Annotated in this window: 29 protein-coding genes; 16 read left to right on the top strand and 13 right to left on the bottom strand. The window is 58.6% G+C overall.

All coding sequences use genetic code 11. The features are described 5' to 3' along the window. The first annotated feature begins 108 nt into the window (after positions 1-108). Positions 109-624, top strand: a complete 516-nt coding sequence (gene lolA / locus LOH54_RS05950; protein WP_231021121.1) for a LolA-like outer membrane lipoprotein chaperone — start codon at positions 109-111, stop codon at positions 622-624. Here the strand turns inward: lolA and hrpB are convergent, their stop codons facing one another. Both hrpB and LOH54_RS05940 read right to left on the bottom strand, forming a co-directional pair. After that, positions 625-3,099: an ATP-dependent helicase HrpB gene (gene hrpB / locus LOH54_RS05945; protein ID WP_231021120.1), complete on the bottom strand. Its 2,475-nt coding sequence runs from the start codon at positions 3,097-3,099 to the stop codon at positions 625-627. Between the two features lie 126 nt (positions 3,100-3,225). Continuing rightward, the gene (locus tag LOH54_RS05940) at positions 3,226-3,870 is read right to left on the bottom strand and encodes a Crp/Fnr family transcriptional regulator (protein WP_231021119.1); all 645 of its coding nucleotides are present in this window, start codon (positions 3,868-3,870) and stop codon (positions 3,226-3,228) included. A 77-nt stretch (positions 3,871-3,947) separates the two neighbouring features. Here LOH54_RS05940 and LOH54_RS05935 point away from each other — a divergent pair, with 77 nt between their 5' ends. Genes LOH54_RS05935 through LOH54_RS05925 form a run of 3 tightly spaced genes read left to right on the top strand, consistent with a single transcriptional unit; the run spans position 3,948 to position 5,214 of the window. Then, the gene (locus LOH54_RS05935) at positions 3,948-4,355 is read left to right on the top strand and encodes a bacteriohemerythrin (protein WP_231021118.1); all 408 of its coding nucleotides are present in this window, start codon (positions 3,948-3,950) and stop codon (positions 4,353-4,355) included. Position 4,356: 1 nt separating this feature from the next. Then, a complete protein-coding gene (locus LOH54_RS05930; protein ID WP_231021117.1) occupies positions 4,357-4,722 on the top strand; it encodes a cupin domain-containing protein in 366 nt (121 codons plus the stop codon). Positions 4,723-4,770: 48 nt separating this feature from the next. Then, positions 4,771-5,214 carry a pyrimidine dimer DNA glycosylase/endonuclease V gene (locus tag LOH54_RS05925; RefSeq protein WP_231021116.1) on the top strand — a complete coding sequence of 148 codons (444 nt, stop codon included), beginning with the start codon at positions 4,771-4,773 and terminating at the stop codon, positions 5,212-5,214. 35 nt (positions 5,215-5,249) lie between these two features. Here the strand turns inward: LOH54_RS05925 and LOH54_RS05920 are convergent, their stop codons facing one another. The 3 genes from LOH54_RS05920 to polA form a co-directional block, all read right to left on the bottom strand. Then, positions 5,250-5,681, bottom strand: a complete 432-nt coding sequence (locus LOH54_RS05920; protein ID WP_231021115.1) for a hypothetical protein — start codon at positions 5,679-5,681, stop codon at positions 5,250-5,252. 208 nt (positions 5,682-5,889) lie between these two features. After that, a complete protein-coding gene (gene ccsA / locus LOH54_RS05915; RefSeq protein ID WP_231021114.1) occupies positions 5,890-9,039 on the bottom strand; it encodes a cytochrome c biogenesis protein CcsA in 3,150 nt (1,049 codons plus the stop codon). Between the two features lie 123 nt (positions 9,040-9,162). Next, positions 9,163-11,877 (bottom strand): DNA polymerase I, encoded by a 2,715-nt coding sequence (polA, locus tag LOH54_RS05910; RefSeq protein ID WP_231021113.1) that lies wholly within the window; start codon positions 11,875-11,877, stop codon positions 9,163-9,165. Between the two features lie 120 nt (positions 11,878-11,997). Here polA and LOH54_RS05905 point away from each other — a divergent pair, with 120 nt between their 5' ends. The 5 genes from LOH54_RS05905 (at position 11,998) to LOH54_RS05885 (ending at position 16,224) form a co-directional block, all read left to right on the top strand. Next, a complete protein-coding gene (locus tag LOH54_RS05905) occupies positions 11,998-12,684 on the top strand; it encodes a phosphoglycolate phosphatase (RefSeq protein WP_231021112.1) in 687 nt (228 codons plus the stop codon). Then, positions 12,671-14,113: an FAD-dependent oxidoreductase gene (locus tag LOH54_RS05900; RefSeq protein WP_231021111.1), complete on the top strand. Its 1,443-nt coding sequence runs from the start codon at positions 12,671-12,673 to the stop codon at positions 14,111-14,113. The genes LOH54_RS05905 and LOH54_RS05900 overlap by 14 nt, the downstream gene beginning before the upstream one ends. 124 nt (positions 14,114-14,237) lie before the next feature. Beyond that, positions 14,238-14,384 carry a hypothetical protein gene (locus LOH54_RS05895; protein WP_231021110.1) on the top strand — a complete coding sequence of 49 codons (147 nt, stop codon included), beginning with the start codon at positions 14,238-14,240 and terminating at the stop codon, positions 14,382-14,384. Between the two features lie 23 nt (positions 14,385-14,407). Next, positions 14,408-14,719, top strand: a complete 312-nt coding sequence (locus tag LOH54_RS05890; protein ID WP_231021109.1) for a hypothetical protein — start codon at positions 14,408-14,410, stop codon at positions 14,717-14,719. A gap of 68 nt (positions 14,720-14,787) precedes the next feature. Beyond that, entirely contained in the window at positions 14,788-16,224 is a 1,437-nt protein-coding gene (locus tag LOH54_RS05885) for a protein adenylyltransferase SelO (protein WP_231021108.1), read from the top strand. 514 nt (positions 16,225-16,738) lie between these two features. On the opposite strand, the gene LOH54_RS05880 is transcribed toward LOH54_RS05885, so the two are convergent. Beyond that, on the bottom strand, positions 16,739-17,053 hold the full coding sequence (locus LOH54_RS05880; protein WP_231021107.1) for a hypothetical protein: 315 nt from the start codon (positions 17,051-17,053) through the stop codon (positions 16,739-16,741). A gap of 32 nt (positions 17,054-17,085) precedes the next feature. Here LOH54_RS05880 and LOH54_RS05875 point away from each other — a divergent pair, with 32 nt between their 5' ends. From LOH54_RS05875 to LOH54_RS05865, 3 genes are read left to right on the top strand one after another with little or no spacing between them, the layout of a single operon-like run. Then, positions 17,086-17,430, top strand: a complete 345-nt coding sequence (locus tag LOH54_RS05875; RefSeq protein ID WP_231021106.1) for a DsrE family protein — start codon at positions 17,086-17,088, stop codon at positions 17,428-17,430. 30 nt (positions 17,431-17,460) lie between these two features. Next, the gene (locus LOH54_RS05870) at positions 17,461-17,709 is read left to right on the top strand and encodes a hypothetical protein (RefSeq protein WP_231021105.1); all 249 of its coding nucleotides are present in this window, start codon (positions 17,461-17,463) and stop codon (positions 17,707-17,709) included. Then, positions 17,709-18,182, top strand: coding sequence for a Mut7-C RNAse domain-containing protein (locus LOH54_RS05865; protein ID WP_231021104.1), 474 nt, complete (start codon positions 17,709-17,711; stop codon positions 18,180-18,182). Before LOH54_RS05870 ends, LOH54_RS05865 begins: the two co-directional genes overlap by 1 nt. Before the next feature lie 10 nt (positions 18,183-18,192). On the opposite strand, the gene LOH54_RS05860 is transcribed toward LOH54_RS05865, so the two are convergent. Further along, positions 18,193-19,428 (bottom strand): HD domain-containing phosphohydrolase, encoded by a 1,236-nt coding sequence (locus LOH54_RS05860; protein ID WP_231021103.1) that lies wholly within the window; start codon positions 19,426-19,428, stop codon positions 18,193-18,195. A 180-nt stretch (positions 19,429-19,608) separates the two neighbouring features. Between LOH54_RS05860 and LOH54_RS05855 the strand changes: the two genes are divergently transcribed. After that, entirely contained in the window at positions 19,609-19,914 is a 306-nt protein-coding gene (locus tag LOH54_RS05855; RefSeq protein WP_231021102.1) for a hypothetical protein, read from the top strand. Continuing rightward, the gene (locus LOH54_RS05850) at positions 19,911-20,354 is read left to right on the top strand and encodes a hypothetical protein (protein WP_231021101.1); all 444 of its coding nucleotides are present in this window, start codon (positions 19,911-19,913) and stop codon (positions 20,352-20,354) included. Before LOH54_RS05855 ends, LOH54_RS05850 begins: the two co-directional genes overlap by 4 nt. Here LOH54_RS05850 and LOH54_RS05845 read toward each other — a convergent pair. Continuing rightward, positions 20,349-20,498, bottom strand: coding sequence for a hypothetical protein (locus LOH54_RS05845; protein ID WP_231021100.1), 150 nt, complete (start codon positions 20,496-20,498; stop codon positions 20,349-20,351). The genes LOH54_RS05850 and LOH54_RS05845 overlap by 6 nt on opposite strands. Positions 20,499-20,660: 162 nt before the next feature. Between LOH54_RS05845 and LOH54_RS05840 the strand changes: the two genes are divergently transcribed. Continuing rightward, positions 20,661-21,467, top strand: coding sequence for an alpha/beta fold hydrolase (locus LOH54_RS05840; RefSeq protein ID WP_231021099.1), 807 nt, complete (start codon positions 20,661-20,663; stop codon positions 21,465-21,467). Here the strand turns inward: LOH54_RS05840 and LOH54_RS05835 are convergent. From LOH54_RS05835 to LOH54_RS05815, 5 genes are all read right to left on the bottom strand, one after another. Continuing rightward, positions 21,464-22,021 carry a cytochrome b/b6 domain-containing protein gene (locus tag LOH54_RS05835; protein WP_231021098.1) on the bottom strand — a complete coding sequence of 186 codons (558 nt, stop codon included), beginning with the start codon at positions 22,019-22,021 and terminating at the stop codon, positions 21,464-21,466. The two genes, LOH54_RS05840 and LOH54_RS05835, sit on opposite strands and share 4 nt — an antisense overlap. Positions 22,022-22,124: 103 nt before the next feature. Further along, positions 22,125-23,651 carry a PAS domain-containing sensor histidine kinase gene (locus LOH54_RS05830; protein ID WP_231021097.1) on the bottom strand — a complete coding sequence of 509 codons (1,527 nt, stop codon included), beginning with the start codon at positions 23,649-23,651 and terminating at the stop codon, positions 22,125-22,127. 77 nt (positions 23,652-23,728) lie between these two features. Beyond that, entirely contained in the window at positions 23,729-24,421 is a 693-nt protein-coding gene (locus LOH54_RS05825; RefSeq protein WP_231021096.1) for a 2-phosphosulfolactate phosphatase, read from the bottom strand. Between the two features lie 15 nt (positions 24,422-24,436). Beyond that, on the bottom strand, positions 24,437-24,724 hold the full coding sequence (locus LOH54_RS05820) for a hypothetical protein (RefSeq protein ID WP_231021095.1): 288 nt from the start codon (positions 24,722-24,724) through the stop codon (positions 24,437-24,439). A gap of 53 nt (positions 24,725-24,777) precedes the next feature. Next, a complete protein-coding gene (locus LOH54_RS05815; protein WP_231021094.1) occupies positions 24,778-25,566 on the bottom strand; it encodes a DUF4197 domain-containing protein in 789 nt (262 codons plus the stop codon). Positions 25,567-25,687: 121 nt separating this feature from the next. On the opposite strand from LOH54_RS05815, the gene LOH54_RS05810 reads away from it, so the two are divergent. Beyond that, the gene (locus tag LOH54_RS05810) at positions 25,688-26,092 is read left to right on the top strand and encodes a globin family protein (protein WP_231021093.1); all 405 of its coding nucleotides are present in this window, start codon (positions 25,688-25,690) and stop codon (positions 26,090-26,092) included. Positions 26,093-26,150: the final 58 nt, after the last annotated feature.

Here is a 26,150-nt window from a genome sequence, read left to right as displayed (position 1 = left end):
CTTTTTTTGCGCTGATTATAACTAAGCGAAGGTATCGTTTCTATAAAGGTTTCGTAAAGGGGTGTCCGGTCACCATTTTTGGTTACAATTGCGCAAAAAAGGTTTCAAATGAAAACAATTTTTCTGCTGCTCGCCGCTTTTAGCGCCCTTTTCGGGTTTACCGACTCCATCCGTTCTTTCAGCGCGGATTTTACCCAGCAGATCGTCGACGATACGAACAAGACCATCACCTACGAGGGGCATGTCGACGCGACGCGCCCGGACAAGGCCCACTGGCACTACTTCAAGCCCGTCGAAAAGAGCGTTTTCGTTATCGGCCACAAAGTCACCATCATCGAACCGGAACTCGAGCAGGCCATCGTCAAGACCTTCCGCGACGAGATCGACCTCTTCAAGATCCTCGCCAAGGCCGTGAAGCTCGACGACGAAACCTACCTGGCGACCCACAAGTCCCAGCAGTTCACTATCAAGATCCGCGACGACATCCCGTTGGCGATCTCCTACAACGACCCTTTCGAGAACAGTGTCCAGATCCGCTTCTCAAACCAGAAGATCAACCGCAACCTCGACGACGCCCTCTTCGCGCCGGAGATCCCGCCCTATTACGACCTGCTCCGGGAGTGATCAGCCCCGCGCCATCCCCTTCTTCGTCTTCGATGTCGCGACCGCCTCGTAGGGGTCTTCGGGCCAGTAGTGTTTCTTGTACCGGCCCCGCAGTTCCTTGCGCACCTCGGCATATCCCTCCCGCCAGAACGACGCCAGATCCTTCGTCACCTGTACCGGCCGCTGGGCCGGGCTGAGCAGGTGCAGCATCAGCGGCACGCTACCCTCCAGTACCGTCGGCGTACGCTCCCAGCCGAAAACCTCCTGCAGGCGCACGGCAAGCACCGGCTGCACCGGGTCTGCGTAGTCGATGCGGATGGTCGAACCGCTGGGCACCGTTACCGTCTCCGGTGCCAGCGCATCCAGTTTCTGTAATGCGTCCCAGCCCAGCAGCGCAGAGAGGATCGAATGCATATCGAGCTTCTGCAGCCCCTTGAGGTCGCGGACACCCTCCAGGTAGGGCAACAGCCAGTGCTCCAGTGTCTCCAGCAGTGTGTCGTCATCCATGGCGGCAAACGTCTCCGGCATGTGGCGGTTGACGAAGTTGACCCGTTCACGGAGCGACATGCTCTTTCTTGCCCACGGCAAGACGGAAAGTCCGCTCTGTTGCAGGCCCTCAAGCACGCCCTTGGCGACTAGTTCCTGCGAAGGGCTGTCAATGCGTGACTGTTCCAGCGTCAAGGCACCGAGGCGCCGCAGCCGGAGTGCCTCGACGCGACCCGACTCGTCGTTCCACGCGACTTGTTCCTCCGTCGCAATGGCATCGCCGAACCACGCTTCCAGTTCCGACTGCGATAATGCGGCGGCATGGAAGATGCGCAGCGGCTCCCCCTGCCCGCCTGCATCGGCGACGGCAAGGTAATCGTCATGCAGGAACAGAGTCGCATCGCCCAGCACCGCCCCCTTGCCGTTGGCCAGCAAAAAGCGCTCCGACCCCTGACTGCGGCGTTTGGCAATGCGGTCGGGATACGCCAGCGCCGCGAGTACCCCCGCCGTATCGGTTTTCACCCCGCTGCCCCGTTCGCAGCCCGTGCGCTTTTTGAGCAGGTTCACGGCATGGCGCAGCAGGTTGCCGCTCTCACCCGTCTGCAGCACACGGTCCAGCCACCCCATGCCTTCGGACAGGTCCGTACCGCTGAAACCCGTCCGCTCCTGCAGCAGGGTCGCGAGCAGAACCGCCTCGTACCCGAGTCCCTCCGCCTTGGCCCGCAGCAGCATGTGGGCCAGGCGCGGATGCAGCCCAAGCGCCAGCGCCGCTTCGCCGTGCGGCGTGATGCGGCCGGAAACATCTGCCATATTAAGTGATATTAATAATAAGGATGCCTCTTCTACCGCATGCATTGGCGGCCTGTCGACCCAATTCAGTTCATCGACGCCGGCACCCCAGTTGGCGAGTTCCAGCATCAAGGGTGCCAGGTCGCTCTGCACGATTTCGGGCCGCGCATGCGGCACCAGCGGCTTATTCTCATGCCAGAGCCGGTAGCAGACCCCTTCTTGCGTCCGGCCCGCCCGTCCCGCGCGCTGCACGGCGGAGTCCTGCGTGATCATGCGCGTGCGCATCCGGTTCATGCCAGAGGCCGCATCGTACTCCACGAAACGCTCCAGCCCGCTGTCGACGACGATGCGTACGCCGTCAATCGTCAGGGAAGTTTCGGCGATGTTCGTCGCGAGGACGACCTTGCGTTTACCTTCGGGGGCGGGGGCGATGGCATGCTGCTGCGCCGCTTTGGAGAGATCGCCGTACAGCGGCGCAATCACAATGTTGCTTGCCGTCCCACCCTGCAGCGCACGCTCGACGGCATTGATCTCTTTGACACCGGGCAGAAAGACAAGGATGCTCCCCTGCTCCTCATTGAGTGCGCTCATGATCGTCTCCGCCGTCAGCGATGCTACGCTCTTCGCCTCGGGCAGCTTCCGCCGGATATCGAGGTAACGGTACGCTACGGGATAGCAGCGCCCTTCGCTGGTCACGACGGCGGCATCGGGCAGCACGCCCTTCAACGCTTCGGCATTCAGCGTCGCCGACATCACCACGAGCTTCAGGTCGTCACGCAGCAGGGATTGCGACTGCAAGGAGAGCGCCAGTCCCAGGTCGGCATGGATGGAGCGCTCATGAAACTCATCGAAAAGGAGCACCCCCACCTCCTCCAGCGCCGGGTCGCTCTGCAGCATCCGCGTCAGGATCCCTTCGGTGACAACCTCTATCCGCGTTGCTGCCGAGACTTTCGTCTCCTGTCGGATGCGGTACCCCACCCGCTCTCCGACCGCCTCGCCAAGCAGTTCCGCCATCCGAAGTGCCGCGTTGCGCGCCGCGAGCCGCCGCGGCTCGAGCATAACGACCTTCTTGCCTTCCAGCCACGCCGCTTCGAGCAGTTCCAGCGGCACAACGGTCGTTTTACCTGCACCCGGAGGGGCCTGCAGGATAAGCTGGTTGTTGTCGAAAAGCGCCTGCCCTATTTCGGGCAGGACTGCATGGATGGGAAGTTCGGGTACCATGGTTGGAATTATAACGGTTCCGCCGACCGCCCAGAAGTAAAAAGTGAAAAAAATTCCATCGGGACAGGGAGGACGGATAAAAGCATCAAAAGATTTGTGTACGGTCTGTCCCGCTCTTCATTTCACCTACGCCGTTTCATCCTGCATGCTTCTCAGCCCCTCCGGGTCGGTAATGACGATCTTCCGCGCGCGCACCTCGACCCATCCCCGCGCTTTGAAGCGCCGCACGATACGCGAGACCGTTTCGGGCGTCAGGCCGATCTCGGACGCGATCTGCTTCTGGGTCGTCTCGGAAAGCACGTCGGCATGCTCCAGCAGGTAGCGTGCCAGGCGGGTCTGCGCGTCGTCGACCGTGGTGCGCCGGATCACCGCTTCGAGCTGCTTGATCTTGCGCGTCAGCGACCGGATGATGCCCAGCGCCACATCCGGTCGGTTCAGAAAGCGACTTTTGAAAGCCCCGAAATCGATCTCGTAGAGCGTCACGTCCGTTTCGCAGCGCGCTGTCGCCGGATAGGGGATGTTTTCGAAATGTGCCGCTTCGGCTACCAGGTCGTCAGCACGGAAATGGGCCAGGACGATCTCGTTGCCTGCCGTGTCGTGCTTGACGACCTTTACCACTCCCGATGCGATGAGGCGGAGTTTTCCCGGGTACTCCCCGGCGTAAAAAAGCGTGCTCCCAGCGCTGTGCGATTTCACCCGGCTGATTTCCCGCAGCTGTGCCAGGTCATCCCCTTCCAGCCGGTTGAACAGATAGCAGTGTTCCAGTCCCATGCCCCCTCCAACTTGATCTATATCAATGTCACAATCCCCTATCATAACCTATACTGGCGCAAAAAAGGAATCATCCAATGATCGCTTTCGCCGAACTCCCCAAAGTCGCTTATGACGAGATGAACACCGTTCATGCCGAAGAGGTGGAACAGCTCAACCATATCGAGACGCTCCTCGACACCGGTGCGCCCGAAACGGCCCTCGCTCAGGCACTTGAGGCACTTTTTTTCCATACCCGCGAGCACTTCGCCAACGAGGAGTACCTCATGCGAGAAGTCGGCTTTCCCGCGTTCGAGATGCACAAAGCCGAGCATGACCGCGCCCTTAATGCATTCCAGCTGGTGATGATGGAGTGGCGCAACCGCAACGACGATGAGATCATCCGCGACTACATCTGCACCGATACGCCACAGTGGCTGCAACAACACATCGCGACCATGGACACCGTCACGGCAAACTTCATCGCTATGGTGAAGGGGAGTTGACATGAAAATATACACGTTTCTGGAAGCGCCGCATTTCGGAGAACGGGTCGTCGTCGAAAAGATGCTGGAGACCCCTTTTTCCAAAGAGATCCGCATCTGTATGGCCAAAGGCAACATCATGCGCGGGCACACCGCGCCCGGACCGATTACCATCATGGTCCTCGAAGGCTGCGTCACACTCACCTCCAATGGTGATGCAGCAGATCTTGAATGCGGGGAGATGGTCTGTTTCGATGCACACGTCCCCCACTCCCTCGAAGCCCGTACGAAGAGCATTATCCGGCTGACGCTTTCAAAAGGCGACGCGCTTAAACGGGTCATCGACCTGGTGAAGACTGACGGCGTTCTCGGCAAATCTGTAGTATAGTGGGATAAGCTACAACGCTCACAATGTGGGCAAAAGGAGGAGACTCCGATGCGACTCTGGTCACTCCACCCGAAATACCTGGACGCCAAAGGGTTGGTCGCACTGTGGCGCGAAGCGCTGCTGGCGCAGAACGTGCTGCTCGGCCGAACAAAAGGGTACAAGAACCACCCGCAGTTACTTCGTTTCAAACAGTGCGAAGACCCCGCAAAAGCCATTGCATGCTATCTCGGTGACGTGGTGGACGAGGCGGACAGGAGAGGTTATAGGTTCAACAGGGGGAAAATAGTGCGCGAAGGTGAATGCGCAACGCTGTCGGTGCAGAGGGGCCAGCTTGCCTACGAGTTTGCCCATCTGCTCCATAAACTGAAACAACGGAACCCAGACCGTTACAAAGCACTTGAATCGTTACAGGAAATTGAAACGCATCCGCTCTTTAGCGCGATAGCTGGGGATGTGGAGGCGTGGGAGGTTATCTCGACAGCGACACCCTGACACGCCCGGGCGGGCGCATCGTTATCGAAGGGTGTTTACAGTTCGTCGCGCACCAGGTTGTGGCAGTGGAAACAGGCCAGTTCGATGGAGGTGTAGGCTCTTTGGGCTTTGATCTGGCGTTTGCGCGGCGTCAGGTCCCGCGTATTCTCTCCGTAGGCATCCTCGATCAGTTCGATATTCTCTGCGATCAGCTTTGCCGACTCGAGGGCGATGTTTGATTTCTGTTTCTTCTCCGGGGGGAGCATGGATTCGATCTTCTCCTTGTTGCTCAGAAGATCGTGCACCTCCGTTTTGAGACGCTTGAACACTTTCAGCGCTTCCGCCCTGTCGTTCCGGATCATAGACTCCCGGGCCGATCCCATCTCCGCATTGAGCTTCAGCATATTGAACTTCAGGTTGAATTTCTGATCCGCCGCATGCAGCTGGACGCCGAACGCGATCAGTGCCATCAGGACGATTTTCACCATACCTCTCTCCTCTCATTTTGATTCAGAAAAAATTATATCCAAATTATTTAATCCCATAAAATAACCGGGAATAAAATTAAATAATTCCGACCGTTTCAATGGGGATTCGGATGGTGGAAAATGGATGATTGTATGAGAAAAGAGGAGCGATGCCCGGGGGCATCGGCGGAAGAACAGGCGTAAAGGTTTTGGAGGATTTAAAAAGACCCTACTCTTTGCAGAGGGGTGCAAGTTTGCGGTGGCGCGAAGCCAGCGCAATGACCGCGAAGACGATCGCATAGGTCACCGGGACGAAATCCGGGATCGGCACCGGGTCGCCCTTGGCGTAGGAGTGCATCCCCGCCAGGTAGTAGTTGACGCCGAAGTAGGTCATCAGGACCGATGTAAAGGCAAGCAGGGAGATAACGCTGAAGAGGTACGGCGTGTAGATCTTCTTGATAAAGCGCAGGTGGATAACGACGGCATAGACAAGGATCGTCACCAGCGCCCAGGTCTCTTTCGGGTCCCAGCCCCAGTAACGGCCCCAGCTCTCGTTGGCCCAGACCCCGCCGAGGAAGTTCCCCACCGTCAGCGTCGCCAGCCCCACCATCAGGCTCATTTCGTTAATGGCGTTGAGCTCCTTGATGGAGAGCGAAATGCTGTGCGCGCGCTTGCCCGAGTTGAACATGAAAAGGATCAGCGTAATAAAGCCAAGCAGCGCCCCCAGTCCCAGGAAGCCGTAGCTGCCGGTAATCATGGAAACGTGGATACTGAGCCAGTACGACTGCAGGACCGGCACGAGGTTCGTTACCTGCGGGTCCATCCAGTTGAGGTGGGCGACAAAGAGGATCAGCCCGGCAAGGATGGAGGTGGCCGCAAGGGTAATCGGCGAATTCTTCGAGAAGATGAAGCCCGCCAGGACCGATGCCCAGCCGATATAGATCATCGACTCGTACCCGTTCGACCAAGGGGCGTGGCCGGAGATGTACCAGCGGATCGCCAGGCCGACCGTGTGGGCGATGAAGAAGAGCACGAGCAGTCCATAGGCCCCCTTGGCGAAGAGCCCCAGCTTGACGCGCGGGTTGATGATGTGTGCAAAGGCGAAGACCAGCAGCACGAAACCGACAAGGAAATAGAGCGGCCAGAGGCGTTCGAAGATGTTTGCGTGGTTATACCAGATCTCCAGTTTCACTTTGTTCTCGTCGGGATAGACGGTAGATCCGGCCTTTTTCTGATGCTCGGCGATCTGCTCCAGCGCGGCATCCGCCTTGCTCCAGTCGCCGCTCTTGACCGCGTCGTCGATGGAGGAGAAGTACTGGGCGGCGAGGTAACGTACGAGCATGCTCTCCTGCGGGGTAAAGCCGTTGATCGCCTCGATCGTCGCCACCCATTTGTGGTTCGCATCCCCCGCGTCCGGCCAGAGGCGCAGCATCGCGCCCGTGTAGACCATGTAGGCGACGTTGACGCGTTCGTCTACTTTGATGACGGCCTTGTCAAACTTATCGCGTTTGCCCGGTGCCTTGCGGATCGCCTCTTCGACATATTTGTTCAGTTTGTAGCCCGCCATCTCATCGGGGTATTCAAAGAACTGGTTGAAGGCAAGTGTTTTCTCACCGGCGTCGAATCCCAGTTCCTTGTTAACCAGCTTGTCCGAACGGATCATCTTGATGTCGCGCCACGCTTCGGGCATCAGCATCATCGAAAGCAGGATCTGGTTCGCATTGAGACCGAGAATGGTGTCGCCGCGGTTAATCTTGTGCAGGATCTCCGTGCTGAGGGTATCGACCGGCTTCATACGGCCGTTGCTGTCCTGAACGATCAGGGCCCCAAACATATCGGCGTGGGTGCGGTCAAAGGAGGTGATCTCCTTGATCATCGGGTTCGTATCGGCTTTGGCGCTTTGCGGCGCGAACGTCAGCAGCAGTGCTGCGATGAGCCCCGCGGCCAGTTTCTCTTTCTCTTCGGCGGCGTGCTTGGCGATCTTGCCCAGCTGGCGGAAACGGCCGCCCTTGACGAAGAGTGAGCCGAACATTCCGATGGCGAGCAGCAGGTAACCGATATAGGTCGGCAGGGTTCCCGGGTCGTGATTGACGGAGAGGATCGTCCCCTTCTCATCACGGTCGTACGAGGACTGGAAGAAACGGTAGTTGCGGTGGTCAAGAACGTGGTTCATAAAGATACGATAGGGCATTTCGATGTTCTGTTCCTTATCTATCAGGACAACGTCGCTCGCATAGGACATCGGCGACTGCGATCCCGGGTAGCGGTCGAGCTCGAAGTCCGCCAGTTTCAGGGCGAACGGCAGGCGGATGAGCTCGGCGCCGTAGCTGACCGACATCGGGATGCCTGAGAGCGTCACCGGTTCCGGCACGCCGACCTGGCCGGAAGTGCCCATGACGACGACCTCTTTGGTCTCGCTGCCGTCGCTGAACTGTAGGCGCATCGCGTCCTGCGAAGCAGTGCGCATCATCGGCCCCTTCTTTTTCGTCTCCTGAGAAACGATCGTCTTTTTCCCTTTGGCGAAGAAGCTGCGAATCACGAAGTTCGCGCCGTTCTCCGTCGTATAGAGGGTACGTGTCGAGGCGTTGTCTTCCAGGGACGGGGCAACGGCACCGCTGCTCTGGTCATCCATTTTGAGGTAGGTCAGCGGGAAGCCGTGGGCCATCTTCAGGGTATCCCCTTCCATAAACAGGCGGACGACCGGCTTACCGTCGTGCACGGGCTTGCCGGAATCGAAGTCGATAATGAGCTTCTCGTTTTCATACTGTTCGCCCTGGGAGAGCTGCATCTGGTCGGGGGCACCTCCGCCGGTGATCATCATATTGGCGATCGGCTTGCCGTCGGGCGCTTCCACGACGCTGTAGACGGCGTCGGGAATGTATTCGAGCAGCTTGACGCTGACCGTTTTGCCGGCGACATCAAAGGTCGTGTCGACGTCGTTGCCGCCGAGCTTGGAGAGGTAGAGGCTCTGCTTGTACTCGCCGACCTTGCCGTTGTCGTCATAGACGATCTTGAGGTAGCTCGTGGAGCTGGTGATCTTGTCCTCCGTCTCGCCTTCGCGGATGTGCATCATCCCCTCGTAACCGACGTAGCGGGTCACCGCCGCGCCGAACAGGATAACGAGGAAAGCGAAGTGAAAGAGGAAGACGAGCCCCTTCCCTTTCTTCCACATTTTGAAGCGTACGATATTGAGTACGAGGTTGAACGCCAGAATACCCAGCAGCACCTCGAACCATCGGGCGTTGTAGATCATGGCCTTGGCCGTCGGCGTGCCGAAATCGTTTTCGACAAAAGTCGCGTATCCGACGGAGACGGCAAACACCAGCATTAACGTGGCCATGGTTTTCATGGAGCTGATCACAGAGAGGAGGTACTTCATCTCATTCCTTTTCATGCAGTCAGAGGGCTGTGCGGCCCCCAAAGTGCGTAATTGTAGTCATTTTCGGTTAACGGAGTCTTTCAATCGGCGGGAGAGGCTGAATAAGCGTTGCTTATTCAGAGCCTATTTCAGTTCGCCCCAGTGCGCCCCGATGTTCAGCGACGCCCGCAGCGGGATATGCAGGGGATGGATCTCTTCCATAATAGATTGGAAACGCTGCCCCAGCGCATCGGCCTGGGCCGCATCCGCCTCGAAGATCAGTTCGTCGTGAATCTGCAGCAGCATGGTAGCGGGGAGGCGTTCTTTTTTTATCACATCATCGATGCGATTCATCGCCATTTTGATCAGGTCGGCCGCGCTGCCCTGGAAGACGGTGTTGACCGATTCGCGCTCGTACGCGGCTTTGAGCATCGGCGTCGCCTTGTCGTAGTCGAAATAGCGGCGGCGCCCCAGCAGGGTCTCGACGTACCCCTGCTCTTTGGAGCGCTCGACGATGGAGGCGAAGTAGGATTTGACCGTCGGGAAGGTCTCGAAGTAGCGGGTGATGATCTCCCGTGCCTCCTTCGTCGTGATCCCCAGGGTATCGGAGAGCTTCTTCTGACCCATGCCGTAGAGCAGGCCAAAGTTGACGGTCTTCGCGATGCTGCGCTTCTTCGGGGCCTCCTCCTCGCCGAAGAGGGCAATCGCGGTGCTCAGGTGGATATCTTTGTCATGCTTGAAGGCGTCGACGAGGGTCGGGTCCTCGCTGAAATGCGCCAGCAGCCGCAGTTCGATCTGCGAGTAGTCGATGCCGATAAGCTTTTTGCCCGGTTCCGCCACAAAGGCCTCGCGGATGCGCGCGCCCAGCGGGGTGCGGGTCGGAATGTTCTGCAGGTTGGGGTTTTTCGAACTGAGCCGCCCCGTCGCCGTCCCCGTCTGTACGTAGGAGGTGTGGATGCGGCCGTCGGGGCGCTGCGCTCCCAGTTGCAGGAGCGGGTCGAGGTAGGTGGAAACGAGCTTGTGCAGTTCGCGGTATGACAGCAGCTTCTCGATGACGGGGTGCGCGTCCAGCAGAGAACTCAGTACCTTCTCGTCTGTCGAATAGCCCGTCTTTGTCTTCTTGACCACGGGCAACTCCAGCTTCTCGAAAAGCACCTCGCCCAGCTGTTTCGTGGAGTTGATGTTGAACTCGCTGCCGCTGAGCTCGTAGATGCTCTGCGTCAGCTCCGCCAGACGCTCTTTCGCCTCCTCCAGGAAGGTCGCAAGCACCTTGGTGTCGACCTTGATACCCGCCTCTTCCATCGCGCCGAGCGTCAGTGAGAAGGGGAACTCCACCGCCGCGGCCTCTTCGAGCAGATGCTCGCCCTGCAGGTCCAGCAGCGCCGTCAGTTTCTCATAGAGCATCAACGTCGCCCAGGCATCCTCCGCGGCGTAGCCGCAGGCATCGGCCAGGTCGACCCCGGAGAAGTCCTCCCCCTTCTTGACCGTCTCTTTGAAGCTGATCATCGTATGATTAAGGTGGACCTGTGCGAGCTTGTCCAGGGAGAGCGGGCTCTCGGGTGCGGCAAGCCACGCCATGACCATCGTATCGGCATAAAGGGAGGGTTCGAACCCCTCCATATAGTGGTTAACAAAGTGGAGGTCGAACTTGAGGTTGTGCCCGACGACCCGCCCGGTGAAGATCTGCCGCAGTGCCGCAGACGCGGCCGCTTCGCCGACCTGTTCCGGAACGCCGAGGTAGCTGTGCCCAACGGGGACGTAGTAGGCCTCCTCTGCGTTCAGGCAGAAACTGAACCCGACCATCGTATCTTCCAGATAATCCAGCCCCGTCGTCTCCGTATCGAAAGCGACCAGGGTCTCCGCGGTGATCGCGCCGGTGAGCGCGGCGAGCTCCGATTCGTCGGTGATCAGTTTCGCGCTAAACCCGGCGTTCGCCGGCAGCGGGCACTCCGCTTCCTGCACGGCATTTTCGTTACTGATCTCCTCTTCGCTGATAAGCTTCTTCGCTTTGAGCTTGCGGATGATCCCGTTCATCTCGTAGCGTATCAGCTCCGGTACGATCGGCAGGAAAGGGTTGCCGTCGTCCATGTCGTATTCGTCCCACGCTACCTTCTCGAAAAGGTCGTCGCGCAGGGTGACGAGCTTGCGCGACATCCAGGCGTTCTCCTCCCCTTCGCGCAGTTTCTTCTGTACCCCGGCCGGCTTCACCTCGTCGAGGTTCGCGTAGACGTTATCGAGGGTCTCGTACTGGTTGAGCAGCTTCTGCGCCGTCACCTTTCCGATCCCCTTGACTCCCGGCACGTTGTCGGCGCTGTCGCCGAGCAGCGCCTGGTAGTCGGTGAACTGCTCCGGGCGGATGCCGTACTTCTCCAGGCACTCCGTCTCGTTGACGTCCTTGCGCTTTATGGCGTCGACGAGCACGACCCTGTCATCGTCGATAAGCTGGTAGAGGTCCTTGTCGTGGGAGACGATCCGCACGACCATCCCCGCTTCGACCGCCTTTTTCGTAATAGAGGCGATCATATCGTCGGCTTCAAAACCGCTCTGCATCAGGGTCTTGAAGCCCATCTTCTCGATCCACTCGATGGCGATGGGGAGCTGCGCTTTGAGCTCGTCGGGCGGCGGCGGGCGGTGCGCCTTGTACTCGGGGTCGATCTCGTTCCTGAAGGTCGGCCCCTTGGCATCGAGGGCGAAGACGATGTAGTCGCTGGCATGGTCCTGGTGAAGGCGGTCGATAAAGTTGATGAAACCGGTGAGCAGGCCGGTCGGGAACCCCTCTTTGTTCGTGAGCGGCGGCAGGGCGTAAAAACTGCGAAAGAAGAAACCGAAGGTATCGATGACGGTAATGGTTTTGGGCATAGCGGGTCTCTTTTGGTCTTAAAGTTGCACTTAGATAAAAACGGAAGCCATTTTAACGAAAACGGGATTAATCGGGCTGCGCTATAATCCCGGCGAAATATTTAAATAAGGAAACGACAGGTGTTCACGCATAAAGAGCTGATTCTATTCGACTTTGACGGTACCCTCATCGACAGCGCCCCCGACCTGGCGCTGGCGGTCAACCATATGCTTGAACAGCTCGGGCGTCCCCCCTTCGAAGAGACGACCGTGCGCGGCTGGGTCGGCAACGGGGCTCGCACCCTTGTCGAGCGTGCCCTGCGCGCGAGCGGCAACGCGGAGGACGATACCGAAACGGTCGACCGCGCTCTCGCAATCTTTTTGGAGTTCTATGCCGGCAACCTCGCCGTGCTGACGCGCCCCTACCCTCAGGTGCCCGAAGTCCTGCAACAACTGCACAAAGAGGGCTACCGCCTGGCCATTGTCACCAACAAGCCCTACGCCTTCATAGAACCCATCTTGCACAGCCTGGGGATGTCTGAACTGTTCGAATATACTCTCGGCGGCGATTCGCTGCCCCAACGGAAACCGGACCCCCGGCCCCTGCTGCACGTCTGCGAAACCCTTGGCGTGGACAAGGAGCGCTGCGTCATGATCGGCGACTCCAAAAACGACATCCTCGCGGCCAAAGCCGCCGGAATGGATGCTATCGGCCTCGGCTACGGCTACAACTACGGGGAGGCAATCGCCTCGTATACCCCCAATCTCGTCTGCGACACCTTCGCCGAGGTCGCTGCCCCCTTCGGAGTCTCCCATGGTGCCGGCTAACATCGCCATCGTCGGCGGAGGGGTCGCAGGAGCGACGGCGGCGCTCTACCTGAGCCGCATCGGGATGCGGGTCACCCTCTTCGAAAAGGGCGAGAGCCTCGTCTCCGGCCCCCCGTTTTGCCACCTGCATGCCGGCGGGAACCTCTACCGCGAGATTTCCGATGAACAGTGCGTCACCCTGCTGCGCCAGTCCATCGATCTGCTGCGTTTCTACCCCTACGCCGTCGATTTCCGCCCGACGGTCATCGCCGTCCCCCTGACCGACACAGGCGAGCCCGACGACCTCTACCCCCGGCTGGAGATGCTGCGCAGCGAATACCGGCGCTTTATCGCCGAGGACGAACGCAACCAGGTCCTGGGCGACCCGGAGACCTACTTCCGCCTTTACGACCGCGAAAGCGTCGAAGCGCTCCGCGAACGCGAACCGGTCGCCATGCCGCAGACCCCCGACGAGTGGATGATCCCCGTCGCCCGCGAAGTCGACCTCTCCACCGTCAAATTTCCCCTCATTATGGTCCAGGAGTACGGTCTGAACCTCTTCCGCCTCGGCGCGGGCGCCGCCCTCTCGCTTCAAAAGCTCGACGGCTGCGACCTGCAACTCGGCACGGCGGTCACCGCCGCGACGCAAAGCGTTGACGGAAACGGTTTCATTGTCACCGCGACCGAAGGGGAGCATACGACGACGCAGCGCTTCGACTACCTAATCAACGCCGCGGGCTTCCGCACCGGGGAGATCGACGACATGCTCGGCTTCAAACGCGAGCGGATGGTCGAATTCAAGGCCGCCTACGTCACCAAGTGGCAGGAGAGCGCCGTCTGGCCGGAGGTGATCTTCCACGGCGAGCGCGGCACCCCCAACGGGATGGCCCAGTTCACCCCCTATCCCTGCGGTTTCGTGCAGCTGCACGGCATGACCAACGACATCACCCTCTTTGACGAAGGGCTGGTCGGCAGCACCCCCGCCAGCGCCCAGCCGAACCTTGACGAGCGCTTTATCGAGATGATCGACCGGGAGTGGGAGTGGTCCTGCGTCGAACGCCGCAGCCGCCGCGCCATCGAGCACATGGCGCGCTATATTCCCGCCTTCATCGACGCCGAGGTCGCCTCCAAGCCCCTCTTCGGTGCCCAGCAGATCCCCGGCGACGACCCGACCCTTCGCGCCGCCGACGTCTCCTTCGTCGGCGACCGCTATGCCCGCTGCGAAGTCGTCAAAGCCTCCTCGGTACTGAGCATGACCGATGCTATCGTTGAACGTCTTGTACGCCTCGGCTACGCTGACGCCTCTGTCCAAGGGACGCGCACCTTTGACGTGCCGGCCGTCCCTTCGGAACAGCTGATCGAAACCGAAGCCTCCTCCATCGCCGAAGCGCGCTCCTACCCGACCTGCCTCTCCCGCCGGACGGTCCGCGAAGGCAGCCCCGCCGCGTAAGCGACCCGCGCACGATCGCCTCTCCCCGCACGCTCCCGCCGACATGTCCGTTGCGGCTGCCGCAACGTTGACATTTAAGCCATCCTGTTTTATGATGTAACCATACCGTTGCAAAGGAGATGCGATGATCGACAAGAAAAAAGTCAGCAAATACGTCAAGAAAGAGCTCAAGAACATACTGAAAAAAGAGCTCAAGCAGGAGGTCAAGAAGCACATCAAAGACTACAAAGTCAAAGAGCGTGTCGAAAAGAAAGCGAAACGCAAGGGCTGATGCATTCATCAAGAGGAGAGAGGATGCACAGCTATATTTTCAATACCGACCTGGGCACGTTCGAGATTACGAACAGCCGCCACCACCGGATGTACGAACTCTGGCTGGAGAACGAGAAACTCGGCGAATACGCCACGGCCGCCGAAGCTGCCGATGACGTCGCGACATTCAACACGGGCTACATCGAATGGGACAACCTTGAAAGCGAGGCCATCCATGTCCCCGCGGGAATCGAAGCGTGGAGCGAAGTGATTGAGCGCACGCTGGAGAGCGCCGTCAACCTTCACCGCCGGGGTGTCGACGACAACCCCTATCTCGTCAATTCAGAGGGGTGACACCAAGCGGCGAGCACGCATCGCCGCATCCCATTGCGTTTTTAGAACAGTAAATGTACAAAGTCGGCATGACTTTGGATGCACTCACACTCGACACCCCTTATCTCAGCCTCGATCCGCACTTTTACGACCCGACCGAACCGACGCCGCTGAAAAACCCCTACCTTATCAGCTTCAACCCCGACGCCGCCGAACTGATCGGCCTCTCTTCGGACGCCGGCACGGACGACAGACTCGTCGGGCTGCTCAACGGCACCTTCCTGCCGGAGGGTTCGCGTCCCTTCGCCATGTGTTACGCCGGGCACCAATTCGGGATGTTCGTCCCGCGCCTCGGCGACGGGCGGGCGATCAACCTCGGCAAGAGCGGCGCGTGGAACCTTCAGCTCAAAGGGAGCGGCGAAACCCTCTACTCGCGCATGGGCGACGGGCGGGCCGTCCTGCGCTCCTCTGTGCGCGAATACCTGATGAGCGAGGCGATGCACCACCTCGGCATCCCAACGACCCGGGCCCTCGCCCTGATCGGATCGGAAACGAAAGTCGTGCGCGAACGCCTCGAGCGCGGGGCGGTCGTGCTGCGGATGTCACCGACCTGGGTCCGTATCGGCACCTTCGAGTACTTCTACTACAAAGAGGAGCACGACAAACTCGAACCCCTCGCCGACTATGTCATCGCCGAGAGCTACCCGCACCTTCAGGGCGAAGAAGATGCCTATTTCCTGATGTTCGCCGAGGTCGTCGAGCGTACCGCCCGTCTGCTGGCGCAGTGGCAGAGTGTCGGATTCAACCACGGGGTCATGAACACCGACAACATGTCCATGGGCGGCCTCACCATCGACTACGGCCCCTACGCCATGCTTGATGACTACGACATCTCCTTTATCTGCAACCACACCGACACCCACGGCCGCTACGGCTTCGGGCAGCAGCCCCACGTCGCCTACTGGAACCTCTCCATGCTCGCCGAGGCCATGTCGCCCATCGTCTCCAAGGAGCGGATGGAGAAGAAGCTCGACGATTACGGTTCCGTCTACACCCAGACCTACGTCGAGATTATGTGTAGCAAAATGGGACTGGCGACTGAGAAGGAGGACGACATCATCCTGCTTAAAAAGATGCTCACCGCTTTGCAAAAAAGCCAGGCGGACTACACCCTCTTCTTCCGCACTCTCAGCCGCTACGACGGCGACGGCAAAGCACTGCTCGATATCTGCGTCGACCGCGAACCGGTCCGTGAATGGCTGACCGAGTACGACGCCCGGCTGCGGCTGGAGGAGCACAGCGCGGAAGAGCGCCGCACCGCCATGCTGCGGACCAACCCGAAATACGTGCTGAAGAACTACATGCTGCAAGAGGCGATTAAAAAAGCGGAGAAGTTCGACAACAGCGGAGTCGAGGAGCTGTTGGAAATCGCCCGCAATCCCTTTGACGAACTGCCGCAGTTCGAGCGCTACGCCAAAGCAACGCCGAACGAACACAAGAACCTCAAGCTCTCCTGCTCCTCATGATAAAAGCATGAAGAGGCGCTTCTCATTCTTTTCTTTTTCATAAGAAAAGAACCAAAAGAAAATCGGCCTTTCGCGAATCGCTCGCCCTTCTCGGCTTTATGCCTTCAGGGCGGCTTTCAAGGAGCGCTCAAGGCCAACTTCCGATTGATTTGAATGCGCTTTGTCAGTACAAAGCTCTTGATACGAGCTTCGACACGTCGAAGCGCATAACTTTAATAGGCGAAAGGTCGTTAAGCGTGCCTTGAAAGCCGCTGCGGAGGCATAAAGCCGGGAGCAGCGTGCGATTCGCGCAACGACGATTTTCTTTGGTTTCGTTTCTTTGTAAAAAGAAAGGAAAAGGAAAAATGTTCATTCCACTTTTTTAGAAAAAGTAGCGCAAAAAGCGGCCTTTCGCGAATCGCTCATCCCTCCCGGCTATATGCCTCCGGGATGGCTTACAAAGAGCGCTCAAGGCCAATTCCTAATTTCATTGAATGCGCTTCGGGAACCGAAGCTGATGTAGGTAGCCGGTTTTTTACAGGAAAAGCCAGACGAGGAAGGCGAAGCCGATACCGAGGTTCACCCAGCTGCCCCCATCCTCAAAAAGCATGACCAGCAACTCGTACCAGGTGGCCAGCGGTTCGGCGGGGACATCGAGCATCTGCGCATGGGCGTAGGCGGTGATGTCGGCACCCCAGATAAATGCGATGATCTCGGGGACAAAGAAGAAAAGGACGACTCCCAAAAAACCCCACACCGTTTTTTTCGGCTTCATCTGCGCGACACTGCGTCGCAGGGCGGGGTTGTGTTTCAGGCGATAGGTGGCGGTTGCGATTTTTTCTCGGATCATTAGGATAGAATTTTACCAAAAAGGCAAAAACAATGTCGAAAACGAAACTCCTGATCGTCTGGACGAACGGCGACAAAGAGGTCGCCATGAAGCTGCCCCTGCTTTACGGCTCCGTCATTTTGGAACGGGGCTACTGGGAAGAGGCCCACCTGATGATCTGGGGACCCTCCATCAAACTGGCCGCCGCCGATGCGGAGGTGCAGGCACGTCTGAAACAGATGCAGGAGAGCGGCGTCACCATGAGCGCCTGCATCGTCTGCACCGAGGATTATGAGGCTACGGATGCCCTCGCGGCACTGGGAGTAGAGAATACCCACACCGGCGAGATGCTCACGGCGTGTCTCAAAGATGACAGCTGGGCGGTAATGACGGTATAATCATCCTTATAGGCACCCAAGGAGGAGCAGATGCGGAACTACCTTTTCAACACCGATATCGGGACCTTCGAGATCCGACAGGCGGGCCACGAGCGCTACCAGCTTTGGATCGATGAGGAGATGCTCGGCGAGTATGAGAGCCCGGAGAAAGCGGCCGAGGACGTCGCCGCCTTCAACACCGACTATCCCGAGTGGGACCGGCTCGAAAACGAGTACGGCAACGTCCCTACAGGCCTGGCCGACTGGAGCAGCGTCAGCGAGACGATCCCCGAAGCCTGATGGGCAGTGCTCAGCGAGACGGCAAGCACCGTTTTATCGCGGACTGCCATCTCGGCCGTGTTGCCAAGTACCTCCGCTTCATGGGGTACGACACCCTCTTCTTCCCGACCATCCCGGACACGGAACTGCTCCGGGTAGCCAAGGATGAGACACGCACCATTCTCACCCGGGATGCGGCCCTCTCACAGCGCAAAAACGTGCCGGTCTATCTGCTTGACGCCGTCGAACTCCACGACCAGCTGCGCGAACTGGCGGCGCATTTCGGGTTGGAAATAGGCGAGGATGTGCATCGGCGCTGCCTTGTCTGCAATGCTCCGCTCGTGCGCGTCTGCCCCGCCGCGATTCAAAAGGCCGTACCCGAAAAGGTCTACGAAACCTTCGACACCTTCCGGCAGTGCCCCGAATGCGGCCGCGTCTACTGGAACGGCGACCACTACCGCAACATGATTCTTTTCCTGAAAGCAGCCCTGTAGTGCGGCGGCCCTATGCCGCTTTGACGCGCTCTTTGTATTTTGCCAGGCGGTAGGCCTGCTGCAGGTTTGTGCCGATCATCGCCACGACCGCCGTGTCGATCTTCCCATTATCGGCCATCTCCTGCAAAATGGCGAAGGCCGCGTCCGGTTCCATCGCCGCGCGGTAGGGGCGCGTCTGCACCAGGGCCTGGAAGATATCGGCGACGGTTACGATCCGCGCTTCAAGGGGGATCTCCTCCTCCCCAAGGCTGTAGGGGTACCCCTTTCCGTCGAGCATCTCGTGGTGCAGGGAGGCGATGCGGGCGATTCCCCGGAAACCGTGGATGCGCCGCAGGATCATATTCGAATCGAACCCGTGCCGGTTCATCAATATCTTCTCCCCGGCATCCAGCCGACCGTTCTTGTTTAAAATGGCATCTTCGACCCGCAGTTTGCCCAGATCGTGCAGGAGTGCAGCGATCTCCACCGTCTCGCGCCTCTGTTCGTCCAGCCCGAACCCCCGGGCCAAAAAGTTTGCCAGTGCCGCGACCCCGAAGGAGTGCTCAAAGGTGAAGGGGCTTTTCGCGTCGACGACGTCGGCGAACATCTGCGCCATCTCCCGCACGGCCGAAAAGGAGAACGGTCTGTTCTCCCCCCTGCCGACCCACTCCATCAGCTGCTCTTCCAGCGGTTCGTCCTCCAGGGAGAACCAGAAGGAGTTCCGGCCCGAAGCCTTTTGGAACGCTTCGACGAAATCCGGTGCGAAAAAGGTGCCACTGTGCTCGACGATGACGCGTTCGATCTCCGCACTCTGTTCCAGGCCCGAACCGCCCATCTGCGAGCGGAGCGCATCGACCCTGTCGGCGAGATAGATCAGGTTGGCCAGCTGTTTGACACGCCTGTCAACGGGCAGATGCTCCAGAAGCTCCCAGTGGGTGTGGTGGTAGTAGACCGGCAATGCGAAGCGTTGAAAGAGCGCCACCTTGCCCAGCAGGATCGCACCGCGTTCACAGTGGATCTGCTCATCCTTCCACTCCAGCTGCGTGACAAGGGAGCGGTGAACGTCCGTCGTTGAAACACCGCAGTCATGGAGCATCCCGATCCCGATGATATCGTCTATAAATGCCTCATCAAACCCCGCGGCTCTTGCGCATTCGGCGGCCATGAAGGCCACCCGCTTTCCGTGACGCGTATCGTCGATACCGACAAGGTCAAGGGCCTCGGTGAGGGCGTAAATCACTTCGCGAATATTGAGTTCGTAGTCCATCGTTAACACTTTCTGTGAACGTTATTATCTAAGAAGATAATAGCACATTCCCTCTGACCGAACGGCATGTTTCCGAGCCGGCATGGCGTTTTTTCCCGCCGCGCGGATAGGATATAATTCACCCATGTCTGCCAACTCACCTCTCTGCCGATTTCTGCTGCGCATGACGGCCCGTTGCCGATGACCGAACGCTACACCGCCGACACCGGCACGTTCGAAGAGGACGAAGAGCCGCTCTGGCAGCGCCGTGCGCGCGAAGATGCCCAAAACGCCGAGGCGCTCGCCGCCCGCAACGACAAAACCGTCTACCGCGAGGGCGACCAGGTCGGCAACTTCCTGTTTGTGCGCTATATGAAGGCGAAGAACCGTGCGATCTTCGCCTGCCCCGACTGCGGCAAGAAGTTTCAGTACAACGTCTATACCATCAAGCAGAAAAAGCGCTGCAAATGGTACAAGGGGCACACAAACCAAAAAGGAAAACGATGACCGACGAAGAGAAACTGTTCGAGATGGTGGAGCGCTGCGTCGCCGACGCCGTTATCGCCCTGGAGAACGACCGTCCCCTCCTCCCCTTTGCCAAACTGCTGGCGCAGAACGGAACGGTACGCGACCTCGCCTGCGAAAGCGTCGAAGAGAAACAGTGCTACGAGCACCTGCTCGAACGCCTCAAGGGCGAAGTGAAGATGGAAGACGTCGACGCCGTTGCCCTCGTGGCCCGCGTCACGATCCCCGAGCAGTACAGTGCCCCCTCGCCCCAGGGGATCCGCATCCACGTCGAGGAGAAGGCGCAGGCGCACAAAAAAATCTCCGCGCGCCTGCTTTACGTCCCCTACGACCTCTTTGCCGCCGACGGCGAGGCGAAGCGCAGCGTCATGCTCCACAACCCCATTGCCATCGGGATGCCGATGGAAGTCTACGGTTCATAGCTTCTCCGGTTTGCACAGCGCCCCCTTCTCCGCCGCGCTACGCAGGCATTTTCTGCAGTAGTATTTCGGGGAGGAGAGCAGCTTTCGCAGCGCCTTGTCCGGCTTCTCATCCGCATTCAATCTGATCTTGCACAGCGTCTTCATCTTTGCTCCTCTCCTTCCCGTTTTTTTGTCAGTAGCTCTTTATCCCCATTATAGCACTGCTGCCTGCTGACGGACCACCGTAGGACACATATAGATTTTCATTATGAAAACGGTATGTTTTTTCGCTAAAATTGATTAAATATACTTATAGAAGGAGCGAGCATGACAACGACGGTCAACGGTATTGAAATACACTATGACGACCTGGGATCGGTCGACATGCCGGCACTGATCTTTCTGCACGGCTTTCCCCTGAACCGGACGATGTGGCAGCGCCAGGCGGAAGCCTGCAGGAAGCACTGCCGGGTCATCGCTTACGACCTAAGAGGACACGGGGCAACGGAGGGGGGCGAAGAGCCCTTCTCCATTCCCCTCTTTGTGCAGGACCTGCTCTCACTGATGGATGCCCTGCGGGTCAAAACAGCGACGCTGTGCGCCCTCTCAATGGGCGGCTACATCGCCCTGCGGGCGGCGGAGCAACACCCCGAACGCTTCAACGCCCTCATTCTCTGTGATACGCAGTGCGCCGCCGATACGCCCGAAGGGCGCGAGAAGCGGCTGCAGGCCATCCGCGCCATCGAAGCGGACGGCGTCGAGCCCTTTGCCGAGGGGCTGCTGGGAAAACTGCTCGCGGAACAGACCTTCGAACAGCATCCCGAAACAGTCGCCGCAGTCAGGGAGATGATCGTTTCAACGCCCGCACACTCCCTGGTGCACTCGCTGCGCGCCATGCGCGAGCGCGACGAGACCTGCAGCGGACTCCCCCGGCTCGCTCTCCCGGTGCTTATCCTCGTCGGCGAGGCGGACCAAATCGCTCCGCCGGACGCTTCGGTCTACATGCACAACGCCCTCCCGGACGCCGAGCTCGTCATCATCGAAGGGGCGGGACACCTGAGCAACCTCGAGAACCCCGAGGCGTTCAATGCCGCCCTGCTCCCCTTCCTCTCCAGGCACTGCCACAGGGACTAGCCCGAGATCATCTTCGAGGTGATCCCCTTCTGGTCGCGGTTGTCGGCGACAAAGACGCCGGCAATGTGCAGAACAACAAAGGCGACGATGGCCCAGGCGACAAGCTCGTGCAGCTCCTTGACGGAGCCCGCAATGTCCTTGGCAAGGCCGATATCCTTGTAGAAAGTGATGAGCAGCCCGCTGACGGCCATAAATGCCATCACGGCGTAGATGACTTTGTAGCCTCGATAGACCCATGCCATGTGGCTGTTCTCCGGTGCGTAGCCGAACCCCTCTTTAAAAATCATCACCAGCCGCCAGAGGACGAGCACGGCGAAAACGTACCCCAGGATGATGTGCCACTCCCACATCGGCGCCCTGACAGCCTTGGCCAGTGCCGCGGCCTGCTCAGGCGTCACGGTAATGCCGAATGATGCGAGCTTCTCCAGCAGGATCTGCGAATTGGTGTGCCAGCTCAAAAAGGTCTTGCGCAGGAAAAACGTCCCCAGCAGACCGAGGACGACGACGGCGTTGGCCCAGTGCCAGACGCGCAGTTGTAACGAGTAATCTTTCATGATCTCCCCTCCCGGTTAATTGGGAATATTATACGCCACATTCCCCAAACCATTGTTGCTGCGACGTAAATGAATGTAAACCGCCAAGACGGCGGGCGGAAGATCAGCACGCCTCTCCGGCAAAGGGGATGCGGATCGTAAAGCAGGCGCCGGCTTTCTCATTTTTCACGGAGATCGTGCCGCCAAACTTCTGCTCGATAATCTGCCGTGTCATGTAGAGCCCCAGTCCCGTGCCCTGGCTTTTGTGCTTGGTCGTAAAATAGGGGTCGAAGATCTTGTCGATGATCGCCTTGTCGATGCCGCCGCCGTTGTCGCAGACCTTGATGACATACTGCGATCCTTCGGCGAATCCTCTGCACTGGATGAAGCCCGCATCGGTCCTGTGGCTCTTAATGGCATTGGCCGCGTTCGAATAGAGGTTGATCAGCGCCTGTTTAAGGTTGTTCAGATGCCCGCCGATCCGGACGTTTTCGAGATCGGTCTCGTAACCGATCCGCTTGCCCATAATGGAGCTGATAACGAGGGTCTGCAGCGATTTGTCCATATCGCTGATGCAGAAACTGTCGTGCCCCCCGTCCTCCTGGTAGTAGAGGCGGAAATCGTCGATCGTGTCGGAGAGGTACTGGATGATCTCGCTGCAGTGGCTCTGGAACTCTTCGAATTCGCTCTCGCGCGTTTCGTCCTTCGCCATCATCATCTTGACCGACATTCCCGTCATCAGCAACCCAAGGGTATTGAGCGGCTGCCGCCACTGGTGCGCAATGTTGCTGATCATCTCCCCCATCGCGGCGAACTTGTTCTGCTGAAAGAGCATCGTGTCTTTCCGGCGGCTCGCTTCGATCTCCTCCCTGATCCGCTCCTCGAGGTTCCGGTTGATCGCCTCGAGCTTCCGCTCCGCTTCGAGCTGTTCGGTCATATCGAGACTGAGTCCGACCAGGCCGCTGACGCCGTGCTCCGCGTTTTCGACCCGCGTTTTGACAATGAGGACCTCATGCACTTTGCCGTCGGTAAAGGGGATCTTCTCATAGGAGAGATGGGGTTCGCTCTGCTGCAGGGCCGCGGCATCCGAACGCATGCAGCTCTGCGCGGCTTCCGCTGAATAGAGCGATTCGTAATGGGGGACGGAGAGGAACCGCTCCTCGCTGATACCTGTGGCATCGCAGAAGGCCTTGTTGACGAAGCGGAGTCTGCCGGATATGTCCTGGGACCAGATCCCGATGGGCGCCGTATCGAGGATCGTTCGAAAGGTCAGACGCTCATCCGGGGCCAGGATCTCCCGCGCGCGTTCTTCCTTCACCCCCATGCAGCGCGAAACGAGGTGGCCACTGGAGAGTTTGTAGATGTAGCCCTCCTGCCAGAGGTCGGTGGACCCGTAGCAGGGGACCAGGGCGACCTCCTCCGCCTCTCCCGTGCGGTACACCTCCCGGAAGAACTCAAGCAGGGGACGGGTCGCATTGACAGGGAAGAGCGTGGATAACGCTTCGCTGACGGACTCTCCTACATCAAAATGGCAAAGTTTCTTCGCTTTGTCATTGATGTAGACGACCTTGAAGTCGTCACCCTCCTCCAACGGTTCATAGACAGTAATCCCGATATCGACAAGGTCGAAAATCTCTTCAAAACTGAACATGCATCTCCTCCTGCCTCATTTTATCGTAAGGGAGATATACAAAGGCCCTGCCGGGGCGCTCACGGGGCGGACTCTGTTCAGAGTGTCACTTTCCGCACGCTGGTCCACAGAGCTCCTTGATAAACAGCCATAACAAAGGCGGGCGGCAGGGAGGTTGCGCAGTAGTCGATGTCTTCGGCATTGAACTCGGGACGGGCGGGGTCAAGGAACTTCACAACCGTCTCGCAGCCGTAGATGCGCCGCCGGACCTCATCGGTATCCATCGCCTCGCCCAGCAGCTGTGAACGGATATACTCCGCGCAGGCGAAATCCTCGTCTCCGGTCGGGTGGGAGGCGACAAGGTTTATCCGCGCGTCGGTGCCGCCGTAATGCGCCTGCAGATAGCGCACTGTCGCTTCGGCATTGGAGAAGCCCGTCAGCAGCACCGTCGGCGCCCCCAGCGAGTGCAGCGCCGCCTTAACGCCGTTCGTCGTCTTCTGCACGATTATAAGCCCTTCCAGTTCGGCGGAGGCGAAACGGACGGGGGAGTTGTCGAGATCGAACCCCTCTATCGGCAATCCCCCTACTTCACCGGCCAGCAATACCTCCGGACGTTCCTTCCGCACGGCAAAGGCCGCCGCGACGTCCGGGACGAGGAGAATCTCCGCGGCACCCCGCAAAAAGGCGTAATGCGCCACGGTAAAGGCCCGTACGACATCGATGACGACGTTGACCTCCGAATCGGGAAGCGCAAGGTCGTTGCCGCGGAAAATCTCAACCCGGAGTGTCACTGATTACTGTCTCTCCTAAATGTAGCTGATGTCGTCCGAGTGGATCTTTTTGAGGTCCTCTTCCTCCAGCTCGTCATAGCTGTAGACGAAACAGGCCGGTTTCGCTTTGACGGTCTTGTGAACGTCCCAGAACGCATTGAGGTCTTTGACGATGATCACCTTCTCGGCGCGCAGCTCCTCCAGCGGAAGACCGACAAGACCGTGAGAGAGTGTGATCGTAATAAGCTCCATCATTTCACTGTTAATGATAATGGGACCGTTGCCTTTGAGAAGAACGACTTTTGGACGCGTTTTGTTTTGCACTGTAGAGAACCTTTTTTTAGCCCTCTATTACAAAAACCGTTCTACCCCCACCCTCAGTTGCCGAAAACCTTCTGCAGCAGCTCCGTCGTACGCGCCGCGGGGTCGGTGCGGATCTGCTTCTCCTCTTCGGCAATGACCGTAAAGAGGCCGTCGACCCCCTTGGCCGTGATGTAGCCGTCGAGGTCGCGCGGATCATACGTCGTTGCGTTCGTTTCACCCGACAGTGAACCAAGAAGCTTCGTTACCCCCGTCTGCTCCAGCACCGGCGCGCCGTAACTGTCGTAGGTGTCGACCATCGTCTTGTAGTACTGCGTCACCTCGGTCTCCTGGGTGTACTGCTGGACAATGGGCAAGATCGCCGCCTGCAGCGCCGGGCCGGAGTGTTCGCGGAAATACTCCGTCGCCGCGTTGTCCGGCCCCGTAAGGATCTTCTTCGCATCCTCGATGCTCATACCGGAGATGGTATCGGCAAAGATCTTCGCCGTCTCCGGCACCGCCTTCTCCGCCGCCCGGTTCATCGCCGTAACGAAGTCATCGGCATACTTGCCCATCCCCGCCTTGCGCAGCCCCTTCTCGACCATCATCAGCTTGTCGGGCACGGGGATCTTCACCAGGCTGTTACCGAGGAAACCGTCCTGCTGCCCCAACTGTTCAATGGCCTGTTTGACACCCTTGTTGAGCGCCTCGCGCAGCCCGCCGTCGATGTCCGTGATCGAGAGACCGGAGACATCCTTCGTCTGCGTCTCCCCAGAAGTCGTTTTTGTCACCGTTTCGATGATGGAGTCAAACAGTCCGGCATTGAGGGTCTGGGTCGTAAGCACTACGGCTAAAGAAGAGGTCATTAAAAGTTTTGAAATATGCATAGTTGGTCCTAGGTATACGTTTGTCTAGCAGTATGCCATAAAGATCGAAATACGCAATGATTGGAATGAGAATTGCTCATCAGTAACTAAAAGGAGCGTCATGATCCCGGAGGAGCATTACGAAAACCTGCAAAAAAGCGCGCCCAAGGTGGCCGAGAACATCCATGCCATTACCGAGCAGACGTTTAAAATCCTGCTGACCGAGCACCCGGAACTGAAGGTGCTATTCCAGGGAGCCAAAGCCGACATGCCCCAGCAATTCAGTTTTGCCGTCATTGCACTGACCAGCTTTATCGACCGCCCCGAAAAAATGAAAACGTACGCGGAAAAATTCAAAGCCATGTATCCCACCGCAACGCCAGAACAGTTCGCACTCATCTTCGAAGCGCTGCTTAAAGGCATGAAACAGGTCCTGGACCGCAAAGCCCCGCCAAAAGCCATCAACGCCTGGGACGCCGCACTGACTCATCTGAATCATGACTACTTACACAGCCAAACGGCCTAATAGATGTTCTCATTTCTTCGCCAACCTTTTTAACATCTCCCTAGTGCTGTAAAACATA

This window comes from Sulfurimonas sp. HSL-3221 (genome assembly GCF_021044585.1).
GTDB classification, from domain to species: domain Bacteria; phylum Campylobacterota; class Campylobacteria; order Campylobacterales; family Sulfurimonadaceae; genus Thiomicrolovo; species Thiomicrolovo sulfuroxydans.
This window is presented reverse-complemented; position numbering and strand designations above follow the sequence as displayed.